General features: G+C 39.7%; 10 protein-coding genes and 2 pseudogenes. 5 read left to right on the top strand and 7 right to left on the bottom strand.

From position 1 onward, the window contains the following. The 3 genes and pseudogenes from Q0X89_RS04625 to Q0X89_RS04615 form a co-directional block, all read left to right on the top strand. Positions 1-257 (top strand): annotated as a pseudogene (locus Q0X89_RS04625) (magnesium chelatase); the annotation flags it as partial. Positions 258-318: 61 nt separating this feature from the next. Further along, positions 319-2,547, top strand: a complete 2,229-nt coding sequence (locus tag Q0X89_RS04620) for an amino acid permease (RefSeq protein ID WP_297691603.1) — start codon at positions 319-321, stop codon at positions 2,545-2,547. A gap of 75 nt (positions 2,548-2,622) precedes the next feature. Next, a pseudogene (locus Q0X89_RS04615) lies at positions 2,623-2,832 on the top strand (magnesium chelatase); the annotation flags it as partial. 32 nt (positions 2,833-2,864) lie between these two features. On the opposite strand, the gene Q0X89_RS04610 reads toward Q0X89_RS04615, so the two are convergent. The 6 genes from Q0X89_RS04610 to Q0X89_RS04585 form a co-directional block, all read right to left on the bottom strand. Then, on the bottom strand, positions 2,865-3,572 hold the full coding sequence (locus tag Q0X89_RS04610; protein WP_297691601.1) for a DUF6090 family protein: 708 nt from the start codon (positions 3,570-3,572) through the stop codon (positions 2,865-2,867). 33 nt (positions 3,573-3,605) lie between these two features. Then, entirely contained in the window at positions 3,606-4,379 is a 774-nt protein-coding gene (locus Q0X89_RS04605; RefSeq protein ID WP_297691599.1) for a DUF6090 family protein, read from the bottom strand. A 9-nt stretch (positions 4,380-4,388) separates the two neighbouring features. Further along, on the bottom strand, positions 4,389-5,150 hold the full coding sequence (locus Q0X89_RS04600) for a DUF6090 family protein (RefSeq protein ID WP_297691597.1): 762 nt from the start codon (positions 5,148-5,150) through the stop codon (positions 4,389-4,391). Positions 5,151-5,249: 99 nt separating this feature from the next. Continuing rightward, positions 5,250-5,972 carry a DUF6090 family protein gene (locus Q0X89_RS04595; protein ID WP_297691594.1) on the bottom strand — a complete coding sequence of 241 codons (723 nt, stop codon included), beginning with the start codon at positions 5,970-5,972 and terminating at the stop codon, positions 5,250-5,252. 289 nt (positions 5,973-6,261) lie between these two features. After that, positions 6,262-6,975: a DUF6090 family protein gene (locus tag Q0X89_RS04590; protein ID WP_297691592.1), complete on the bottom strand. Its 714-nt coding sequence runs from the start codon at positions 6,973-6,975 to the stop codon at positions 6,262-6,264. A 128-nt stretch (positions 6,976-7,103) separates the two neighbouring features. Further along, entirely contained in the window at positions 7,104-9,359 is a 2,256-nt protein-coding gene (locus Q0X89_RS04585) for a DUF5916 domain-containing protein (protein WP_297691591.1), read from the bottom strand. 438 nt (positions 9,360-9,797) lie between these two features. On the opposite strand from Q0X89_RS04585, the gene Q0X89_RS04580 reads away from it, so the two are divergent. Both Q0X89_RS04580 and Q0X89_RS04575 read left to right on the top strand, forming a co-directional pair. Beyond that, on the top strand, positions 9,798-11,183 hold the full coding sequence (locus Q0X89_RS04580) for a hypothetical protein (protein WP_297691590.1): 1,386 nt from the start codon (positions 9,798-9,800) through the stop codon (positions 11,181-11,183). Beyond that, positions 11,152-11,511, top strand: coding sequence for a cyclic nucleotide-binding domain-containing protein (locus Q0X89_RS04575; RefSeq protein ID WP_297691588.1), 360 nt, complete (start codon positions 11,152-11,154; stop codon positions 11,509-11,511). Before Q0X89_RS04580 ends, Q0X89_RS04575 begins: the two co-directional genes overlap by 32 nt. A gap of 44 nt (positions 11,512-11,555) precedes the next feature. Here Q0X89_RS04575 and Q0X89_RS04570 read toward each other — a convergent pair. Continuing rightward, positions 11,556-12,058, bottom strand: a 503-nt coding sequence (locus Q0X89_RS04570) for an aminotransferase class V-fold PLP-dependent enzyme (RefSeq protein ID WP_297691586.1), incomplete at its 5' end; no start/stop codon positions are given.

Genomic DNA, 12,058 nt, shown 5'->3' with positions numbered 1-12,058 from the left:
AGGGAATGGAATCAGTGCACTACAATGCACAGATGAATACAAAGTCGATCCGAAAGTTCTGTCCCCTCGATGACGATTCCTTGGAATTATTAAAAACCGCTATGGAACGACTCGGCCTGTCTGCCCGTGCTTATGATCGCATTTTAAAGGTGTCGCGCACTATCGCCGATCTAACAGGAGCGAAGGATATTAAACCCGATTATATTGCAGAAGCAATTCAGTATCGCAGTCTGGATAGGGAGGGGTGGTTAGGGTAAAACGAGCGTATTCCTATTTTTCACAATTAATCTCCTGCTTTTTTTTTTAGTATTTTACAATATGTCTAAAAACGCCCTAAGTAGTAGCCGAAAATTTGGAACTTTTTTAGGAGTATATACTCCCAGCATACTTACAATACTTGGTCTTGTCATGTATCTTAGGTTTGGATGGGTGGTAGGCAATGTAGGCCTGGGTTGGACAATGGTTATTGTGATCTTGGCGAGTTCCATAACCTTTATTACCGGACTTAGTGCCTCCGCGATTGCAACAAACATTCAAGTAGGCGTGGGAGGAGAGTATTTTTTAATATCTCGGAGCCTTGGAATGGAAACTGGTGGTGCCGTTGGTATTCCACTTTATTTCTGCCGTACATTGAGCGTAACTTTTTATTGCTTTGGATTAGCTGAGGCTATTCTGATTTTCTGGCCTCTTGCTTGGGGGGCAATCCCTTCCTTCGCCTTGCAAGGACTTACTGCCGTTTTGATTATTTTGGTGACCCTTCTTTCTGGAAAAAGTGCGGCTCTTACACTTAAAGCCCAAATACCCATAATGATATTAGTAGGGCTTTCCATTCTTGCTTTGGCAGTTGGAGTTTTAACAAACGAAACACATGCACCTTTGATGAATGTTTCTGATTCTACTAATGAAAGTGGTGGGTTTTGGTTTGTTTTTGCCGTTTTCTTCCCGGCTGTAACCGGCTTTACAGCTGGAATTGGTATGAGTGGAGATTTAAAAAGACCCCGGAAATCAATTCCCAAAGGAACTCTGGGAGCTGTCCTCACCGGAGCTCTGATATATCTTATAATACCAATTTTATTTGCCATCACAGGTCTGCTCACAATAGAACAGTTAACAGATGAAGATTTTGGTCTGAAGTCATGGACGTCGGTCGCATTATTTGGAGGATTATTAGTAATCCCGGCCGTGTGGGGCGCAATATTATCTTCAGCCTTTGGAAGTATTTTGGGCGGACCACGGGTGTTACAGGCACTTTCCATAGATGGTCTTGCACCTAAATTTCTTTCAAAATTGTCAAAAACCGGACAACCTACAAAAGCAACTTGGATAACCGGGGCCATTGCGTTACTGGCAGTATCCCTGGGATCGCTTAACACCATTGCTCAATTAGTATCAATCTTATTCTTAACCCTATACGTAACTATAAATTTCAGTGCGGCGTTAGAGGTTCTCGTATCAGAGCCCTCGTATAGGCCCAAAATCAAAGTGCCTTGGTATGTTTCAATTTTAGGTGCTGCTGGTGCTATAGGAGTTATGTTTTTGATAAGCCCCTGGGCGTGCTTGATCGCTCTGTTTATTGTGGCGGGTCTTTATATCTGGCTTCGCTCCAAATCCCTGGAACAGCAGTGGGGGGATGTGTCTGTAGGGTTTTGGATAAAAGTTGCTAGATATGCATTGCTTCAGCTTAAGGATCGTAGTATTTACAGACGCAATTGGAGGCCATTAATGTTGATTTTTGTCAAAAACGTTGAAAAGGATCTTAGCCTCATCAAACTTGGCGAGTTGCTGGGTCAGAATCATGGGATACTTACTCTGGCCCATTTAATAAGTTCAGATGGAAGCATTGAAGATGACAAAAGGAGGGCCATTGAAACAGAAATGAGAATGAGAATAGCACATCACGGATTCCAGGCCTTTATTGAAGTGCACTCAGTGGTTGATTTCCATGAAGGCTTTGTTAAAATTTCAAAAGGGCATGGACTAGCAGGATTACGGACAAATACCATAATGTTTGACTGGTCCCATGACAAGGAAGGGCAGATAAAAGAACTAAAGGCAATTGGAGCGCTTCGTAAAATGGATAAGAATATTATTCTATTAAATACCAATTCTGGTCTGACACAAAGGGGTAAAATGATAGATATATGGTGGCGTGGACAACAAAATAATGGAGATCTTATGTTGATGTGCGCTTACCTTATAAAATTAAATCTGGAGTGGGAGAATGCCCAAATACGTATTTTATCTGTTATAAAGAATGAGGAAGATAAAATTAGATTGCACGATGGTATCGAGAAATTGCTCCCAAAAGCGAGGATTAAAGCCTCTGTCCATGTATTCGTATACGATGGCATTTTCAAAGATATCTTATATGAAAATAGCAGGGAATCAGATATTGTTTTCATGGGATTGCCTGAAATTCAGGCAGGCAATGAATTCCAGATTGCAAAGAATTTGGATATCCTGTGCGATGGCTTAAAATCTACCGTCTTTGTACAGAACAATGGTATGTCACATACGCTACCAATTCTTTTACATGTTCAAGACTAGATTTTAGATCAAACTTCATTCTTAAGATTTTACGGTCCTTCATTTTGAGTTTCAAGCGCCTCAATTAGTGTATCGATCCGAAAGTATTGCCCCCTCGACGAGATATCCCTGGAATTATTGAAAACTGCTATGGAGCAACTCAAGTTATCGGCCAGGGCCTATGACAGGATCTTAAAAGTAGCCCGTACTATCGCAGACCTTGAAACTTCAGAAAATATTCAACCGGATCATATTGCGGAGGCTATCCAGTACAGGAGTTTGGACCGGGAAGGATGGTTGGGTTAGGGTTTGATGGCTCGTGCCAGTTGTGGGCAAATCTAGTCGGGTAACTTATCCATCAATTTTATCGCAGTGCTTAATGCTGATTTGTATGCGTTAATTGTATTGTTTAAATTATTGATATTCATCTTAGTTGCTGTCAACAAAGTTGGGTCATTTAAAATTTGGGAATAATCATGAGGAATAGCATAATTCCCGAATTCAAAATCCTTAAAGTGAATTCTTACATATGGTAACCAAAAGTTTTCAAATTCCAATTTGTCATCTGCGAACTCTCGATGAACCCATGCAATATCTCTTTCATAGTACTGGGTAAGTAAAACCCGAAGTTCCTTGTCCTTTAAGGTGCCTAGATTCAATTCTTTCAATAAATCATATCCCTTTGAAGCCGAGAAAACATTTCGAGCCAAATGAATACGCCCTAAATCAGAATGGACATTTTCATTAAAAATCTCCTTAGATTCGAGTACGTTTATTATTCTTTTTTGCGCTTCAAAATCTTCAGTACGTATTTCTATGTTACGTTCTAATTCCGCTTTGTCTTTAATTAAGTCTTCTTTAATTTCATATAAAACACTCTTAATAGCCTGTGATTCTTTATAATCTTCATTCCAATTATTTACCTGTAAAGCAATCAATATCCCAACAACCACCAGCACAATTTCCCCAACCGCATATCGTAGATATTTTAAAGGCTTGTTATCATCAGCGAGTTTTCTACGGATTTTTCTGAAGAAGTTGATCATAGGAAGCGGTTTGTTGTTAGCCTTTCGTTTTCCCTAATTTGATTTCTGATTTTGAATAATAGTATCAATTTCTGAGATTAAACTATTGGCAATGGTTAGCGCTGCTTGATAATATTTCGGCAATCTTGTCTCAACTGCATTTCTACGATTTGCCCCAGTCATACTTGGGTGATTCAATAAGTCTCTAATTTCCTTTTGATGGGAAGAAAAGAATGCATCTTTGTTTTTCATCCAAGAAATATCGATCATTCGTTGCCTAACATTCTCCTGATAAGCAACATTCTCCAGTGCTTCTATCGTATTGTTGAGGCTTGTTTCTTGATCGCTTATTTTTTCAATTAAATAATAGTACTCGTTGAGTTCCGCTTCTAAATCTGTTCCATTCAACCTTCTAATAAATCCCGAATTTTTTAGTGCCTCAAATCCACTTTTCTTAGATTTGAAATAGGTGTCAATAAAAACACTACTTCTTAACTTCAAATTCTCTAGCGTATTATAATCCTCAATTGTGATGTTGTCTTTCTTTACTATTTTCAGATAATTTTTGGAATATGCAATAGAGGATTCCCTGAATAATTTTATCTCTTCAATACTAATTAGATCAGATTTTAAATTATTCTTAATGCTGTTTAAATAACTGTGAAGCTCTTTTGTTTCTTGTTTATTTATATTCCAATTATTCACCTGCAATGCCAACAGAATACCTATCATCACCAATACTATCTCCCCTATAGCATAGCGTGCATATTTCAGCGGCTTGTTATCGCCAGCGAGTTGTTTACGTATTTTTCTGAAGAAACCGATCATAGGAAATAGTTATTTGGCTATTTTAAAATGAATGCTTGGAACCAATTCCCTTGCCAAAGAATCTTGTTTTTTAAAGTAGTCCATAAGGAACTGATTTTTAAAAAAATAATATCCTGCTGCTTGCTCTAGCAAACGAAATCCCTTGGAAGTAGGATCATTGATATAGTCCCAGTCCGATGATATAAACATATAATCCTCATCGTATAACCCTTTTAACCCCATGTATTTTATAGAGGGTTCAATTTCGGAAGCTATACTCAACATGTCTATGCTCGTCTGGTTTAACTCGGCTATGTGAGTTGCCGCGATATCATAGCTTTTATAATATTCCAAAATCCTATTTTTTAAGGATTTATCTTTTAAAATAGCCAATTTCCCAGAATTAACTAATTCATCAAAAGTCTTATCCTGTAGAATAAAGTTATCGGCATTCCACAGAACGTGCGATAATAGATTAATGTAATCCTCAGAAGTTTTTTGAGTAGTATAGGCATTATGCACTAAATCATATAGTGCGTTGGTTTCATTCTTTGAAAGCGTCATTCTTTCTTTCAAAGTAATTCTATCCTTATTAATATCGGTCAATAGATTGTTATAGACCTCCTGCTCAATAATTCGTTCCTTCCTATCCTCATTCCAATTATTCACCTGCAATGCCAACAGAATACCTATCATCACCAATACTATCTCCCCTATAGCATAGCGTGCATATTTCAGCGGCTTGTTATCGTCAGCGAGTTTCTTGCGGATTTTTCTAAAGACGTTAATCATAGGTTATTGTTAGCTTTTCGTTATTCTTTAACTTCTTTCTTAATCAAAATAATAAGTTCATTTTCTCTTTAATCTAAGCGATAATGCAGCTTCTTTTTTTTACTCCCTTATTTTTAATTCTCGGTCAATCATTCTGGATAGTTGTAAAGACTCCTCAATAAGTTCTTTGTAGGTATTTATAATATCTACCTTCCATATACGTCGACTACTTAACATATTAATGAACTCCGCATCTTTTTTTAGTTTTTCAAAGTCATTGACAATGCCATTACCTCGTTTATCATATTCAATATGTCGTAAATACACCGTATTTAATTGGGTATGTTCAGTACTACTGACCTTTTTTATGACATCGGAAATTCTAATATACCTTATACTGAATAAATGAATTACGTTTTCACGTAAAGAGTCAGATGAGATTAAATCAAAACCCAATGTCTTTAATGTTTCGAATGCAGAATTCGCAATGTTAAATTCCTCCGTCCAAGCAATAGAAGCATATTTAGTACCCAATGAATCGTGATAAGGAATGTTATTTTTGATTTGCCCCATTATAATATCAATATTCTGAATAATTGAATCTTGGCTCGCTATTTCCGCAGAAAACTGAATCATATTTACCTCTAAGTTTCGTTTAATTTCTGTCAAAATGTTTATCTCTTTATCTCTATCGGCACTTTCATTATTCCAATTGTTTACTTGAAGAGCAATCAGAATACCAATCACAACCAGAAGAATTTCTCCAATAGCGTAAAGGAGGTATTTGCTGAATTTGTTTTCAGTTAATAATTGCTGTCTTATTCGCCTAAAAAATTTGATCATGCTTTTATATTTAATTGCCCTCGCACCATCTGGCCCCTCACTATCAAAGGTCTATCAGACCTTTGCTTACCGTTCGGTCCTCTAAAGAAGTTGATCATGCTAAAGAAGTAGTTGGTTGTTCTTCCCAAGGTACCGAATAATCTTTAACAGCTTTATCCTAAATGATTAGGGACACCATTATAGACCACCGCATTGTAGAGGGCAACAGATTCAATTTGGATGGTCTTTCTTAACATAGGAAGGAGTAGGAGACAGGCAGTAAATATATATAGCTATTGTAAACCTTTCATTATTTCTTTTTCAATTCTCTTTGGATCATTTCATATAGATCATTAAGACTTTCATTCCATTCTTCTTGCCATCGTATTTGATCCTCTCTGTAGGCCTTAAAGGTTCTGAGTATATTCAGATACGGTTTAGATTTCTTCAATTCCTTGTAATCAATGGGTATCATTTCCGTTCGCATAGCTACTTTTTCAAATAGATCGATTAAGACAGGATTGGCAGTATGAAAGAAGAAATCTTCCTGTCTTTGCGATAGATTTTCCATCCAACCAGCATCATAAATCCCTAACTTTTCTCTAATCGTATCATTTGTTATGAGATTTCTTCCATAAGTTTTCAGGCTTTCATAACCAGCATTTTGGAAGGAGGGAGAACACCATGTCAAAGATTTTGAAAAATGAAATGCCAGTGAATCATGGTAACTAGTATTCTCTTCCAATTTTTTAAGTATTATATCCGCAGAAGCAATGGATTTTTTGTTACTTTTCAAGCATATGGTATTTCGGAAAATATTTCCGTCAAGTGCATTGCCAATGTCTTTCAAAATTTCTTTTTCAAACGCTCTGGTTTTTTTTAGTTCATTCCAATTATTAATTTGAAGGGCAATTAAAATTCCGATGACAACCAAAGCGATCTCCCCAATAGCATAGAAGAGGTATTTTAATGGCTTGTTGTCATCAGCGAGTTGTTTACGGATTTTTCTAAAGAAGTTGATCATGAGAAAGAAGTGGTTGGTTATACCCTATAATTTACTTAATTAATCAAAATGAACTATACACCTTGTTCTGTTAGCAGTAATTAGGGCTCCCTCTACCATTTTCAACCTTAAAACAACTATTACCTACACTAAAAACGATAGGTATAAACTACCTTCATCGCCCCTCCCTGTTGTATGGTAAAAAACCTTTGATTCAATTCTGTGTTGTTCAGCCAATTGTGATTATACACAAAAAAAATGTCGGTCCCGGGAGTAATTATCCATCGAAAACGGGTATTGGTCCCTAGAACTTCGCTTACATCATCAAACTGAATGATTGACGAAAGTGAAATATCAGGGGTAAAATCAAAGCCAAGATCTAATTGGAATAAATTGGTGTTAAATCCACTATTTTCAGCAGTTACTTTGGCATGTCTGTACGCACTAGCCAGATTAATGCCGGGTACTGGGCGAATGGTTAAACCCAATTCCAGGCTTGAGATATTCCCGGTCCAAAAACCCCTGTCTTCATAAGCAATAGATCCGGATACCTTACGAAAAGTTGCGGAAGATGCCTCCAATTCGTAACCCCAGTTCTTATATTCTCCTGGAGCCACAATTACTGAACCGTCACCAAGTATGTCAAAATTTTCATCGAGAAGTTCAAAGTTTCGAGAAATTTCAACACCCAGGCTCTCACCCGATTCGAACCTGATCTCTCCTAAGGTAAACCTAAGATTTTCAGTTAGAAGTTCGTTTTCTAAGGAAGTGAGATACTCGTAGTATATGCCCCATTCTATTTCTCTTATGACGTTGCTATTTTCAAACAGAGGAGCATAGTTTATAGCTGGTTGTAGCCTTTTGAACCCGTTCCTGCGGTTAAACCCTACTGCTGGATCATACTCTTGTCCAAATTCCCTATACGAAACCCATGCAGACCAGGGTTGGTTGGGGAAATTAAACCTTAGACCACGCACCGATCGATCAAGCAATGAAGTGGAATCGTCAAGAGGTGAATCAGGGTTATGCCCTATAAAAAAGGCTGAGAACTGGAGTACTTTATCTCCTAAAAATTCGGAAGTACTCAAAGTGAGGTCAGCGCCCAGTGTATTTCTATTTTGAACTGGATTACCCAACAATAAATCACTCTCAGTACTTCTATGGGTGTACAAAACGCCAATAGAACTTTCTTTCCAAAAATCCCGTCTGTATCTGGCCACTGTAAAACTTTCCGGATTCAGTTCCCCCTTTTTTCCTGTACGTACGTGCAAAAGTGCAATGTTATTCTTTTCGATATTCCCTATTAGACGACCTCCATACTTAATAGGGATAGGTATCCCGTCTACCAGTCCGATCCTGCGACTAAAATAAGGGTCTACGCCACTTCGAGGAGCAAATTGTAAAATTGAGGATCCCTCAAGGAAAAAATCTCTTTTTTCGGGAAAACGCAAAGGAAAACGAGTAAGGTTTATTTGTCTATCATCTACCTCGGTCTGCGCAAAATCAGTATTGTATGTGAAAGAGGCCTTTAATTGGGATGTAATATTGTAATTGATATCAAATCCAAGGTCGGCGGAAGTAGTATTGATCGACTCATCGTTCTCCTCATCATATTCTTTGCTGGACTGGGCAATGGCATAGGGGACAATTTCCAACCCAATTCCCTGCGATGGATCAACAAGGCCTGTAAGAATACCTGCATTCTGTGGTCGTAACAATCCCTGGTTACGGCGGTGACCTGTCCAAAGTAGTTCTTCGTTATTACGACGTATGGTCCTTTGAAAATTAATTCCCCAGACTTCACTTTTAGCATCAAAGTTTATGCTCCGAAAGGGGATCCTGATCTCGGCGGACCAACCAAAATCACCAATATAGGTCCATGCTTGCCAGATACCATCCCAGTCTTTATTCAAAGTTTGGCCCTGGCCTGAAGAAATGAGACCATCTCCCCGTAATCCCGAGGGATTGATTTCAAAAAAATAGGCCCTTCGCTTGTCCATAAATGTATCAAAGATCCATCTAAAACGATCGTCTGTCTCCAGGGATGCGTCCCTCTTCTTTTGAAAGGCCTTTATATCTGACGGATCACTATCAAAACAAACTACTGCGAGATAGAGATTTTTGCTATCGAAGGCGACTCTTACTTCTGTACGCTCTGTAGGTTCACCCCCTTCTTTCGGTTCTTGCATTAAGAAATTACCATTGCCAGGAATAGTTAGCCAAAACGCTTCATCCACAATGCCATCCATATGAAGCTCGATGCCATTAATCGGATAGCCAATTATTTCCTTTAAATCATTTTCAATGTTACTGTCCTGTCCAAACCCTGGAATGGGAAGGATGTATAAGGACATAAGATAAAAGGCACTTGTCAGAATTCTTGTAAAGCGATTCGCGAAATTCATAGTGCGCTCCTTTTAAATAGCCCAATTTTGAATTGTAGGGCAATCAAAATCCCAATAACTACAAGTAATATTTCTCCAATAGCACAAAGAAGATATTTGCTGAATATATTTTCGATCAAAAGTTGTCTAATCTTTCTAAAGAAATTTATTGGTGTCAGTTATAGGTTGATTGTCTACCCTCTAATTTACTGAATTAAATCAGAGGCTATTGATCAGTTTAAAACAAGCAGAATTAAGATCTCAACATTAGATAGAATCACAGATGTTGTACAGGCTGCGGAAGCGTCGGAATACTTAAAATGACAAATATCATTGTTCACAGCCTACTGCAGCCCTATTTTTAAGTTTGTCGGCTTGGATGGGTCTGGATTAGGTGTGCATATTGTTTAAATAGCTTCTTCCTTCGACTCTTTCAAGTCAATTCTAGGATCGATCATTATGTCTGTATTAGCTCCACAGGATTTGGAATTGACGGATGGCTCCCGCATTGGTGTAGTTGGGGGCGGTCCTGCTGGCAGTTTTTTTAGTTATTATGCCCTTGAATACGCCAGGCGATTTGGCCTGGAAGTGGAACTCGATATTTTTGAAGCTAAGGATTTCACAAGAATCGGCGCTGCAGGATGCAATCACTGCGGAGGCATCATCTCGGAAACCTTGGTCCAAGACTTGGCGACCGACGGTTTGGTCATTCCTTCCGACATCATTCAACGGACGATCAGCACTTATACCTTGCATACCGAGCAAGGGTCACGGGTCATCCGAACTCCTAGTGATGAACACCGTATCGCTTCAGTCTTCCGCGGAAGCGGGCCTCGAGGGTGCCTGGACACAAGCCTGAACGGGTTTGATAATTATATGCTTGAGTTATGCGAGAAGAATGGCGCCCGGGTGATCCGCGAAAAAGTAACCGCTCTCGAGAGGTCTGAGGACGGGATCACGGTCGGATACGCAAAGTCAGCCGCACGCAAATATGACCTGGTTGTAGGAGCTGTGGGACTGAGCAACAAGACGCTGGACCTTTTTAAAACAATTTGTCCCGCCTACAGCCTGCCCGAAAAGACACGCGCCTACATCAGCGAATTTATGATGAAACCCGCCAACATTGAGAAAAGCCTAGGGAGTTCGATGCATGTCTTCCTTCTGGACCTGCCTCAGATCACATTTGGAGCCTTGATCCCCAAATACAACTATGTGACCCTGGTTTTATTGGGTAGAGATATCGACAAGGACGTCGTGCAAAACTTTGTGCAATCGGCTCAGGTACGCTCATGCTTCCCGGCAGATTATCCTATAGATAGGATTGCGCCCTGCCAATGTTATCCCTATATCAATATAAAACAGGGGAAACATGCGTATGCGAACCGCGTAGTCCTGGTTGGTGACTCGGGTTCTTCCAAGTTATATAAAAACGGGATCGGTGCGGCCCTGATCACAGCAAAAGCCGCTGCAAGCACTGCTATTTTTGAAGGGATCAGCGAAAAGCATTTTGAAAAATATTATGCCCCTGTATGCCGCGACCTGGACCGGGATAACGGGGTTGGAAAATTGATCTTCCGGATCACACGGATCATACAGAAATCTTCCATCATAAAAAGGGGGCTACTTCACCAGGTTGGAAAGGAACAATCGATATCGGGGTCGGCGCTTCGGTTGAGCGCTGTCCTCTGGGACACCTTTACGGGTAGTTCGGGATATAGGAATATTTTGAAGCGCTTCCTACATCCGGGACTCCTGCTCGGACTTATCGGGAGCACAACAAGATCCAATGTACCACCTTTTAATCGTAACAGTCATGAAAAGCAAAAAGCTCGGCAAGCGCTATAAAGACGGAGAGATCATAATAAAACAAGGGGAATCCGGAAATAGCCTCTATGTCATCCAGGAAGGGATGGTAGATGTGATTCACGAAACAGAGGAAGGAGACATAAAGTTGGCTGAACTGGGTGCGTCTGACTTCTTTGGGGAGATGGGGCTGTTCGAGGAAGATGTGCGTTCATGTACCGTCCGAGCAGCCGGGGATGTCACAATACTCACCATTGACAAGCGAAATTTCTTTAAATCCATACGCCGCGACCCTTCCCTGGCATACAGGTTATTGGAAAAAATGTCGAACCGACTAAGAGAAGCTAATGAAATGATCCAAACGTCCTGATACGTGCTACAAGGGATGAAGGAAATAAAAGCTTTTAAGTGGAATTAATATGCCTCCAATGCCACCTGTAACCCTTCAATTAATTGATCAATTTCCTCCATGTTCGTATAATGCAAAAAAGACATTCTCAATACGCCCGGATCTAAAGGGATCCCCATATCCATAAGTGGTCGCGCTGCATAAAAGTCGCCTGTACCTAGCATTAATTGATGCTTAGTAAGCGCTGCATACACCTCTTCAATGCTTTTAGTTAGCGGAAGGATTGAAATAGTCGGGACTCTTCCTTCTGTCTGTCTCAGGCCCAAGATTTTAACGTCTTGACGTGATCTTAAAAATTTAAGCAAAGGTTCCATCAGGGCTTTTTCTGTGCTCCGGAATAATTGGGTTAGGGCAAGATTGCGTTCAGCAGGAGTAGCCTCTTCACTGAAGTGATGCTCATAAACAGCATCTAGATAATCCAGTATTCCACTGGTAGCTCCTATTTGTGCATGATCCGGCCCGGCAGGTGTCAGCATGCTGCGTGTAATTCCTTCTTTGAAGAAATGAG

The sequence above is a fragment of the uncultured Eudoraea sp. genome, from assembly GCF_947258525.1.
GTDB lineage: Bacteria > Bacteroidota > Bacteroidia > Flavobacteriales > Flavobacteriaceae > Eudoraea.
This window is presented reverse-complemented; position numbering and strand designations above follow the sequence as displayed.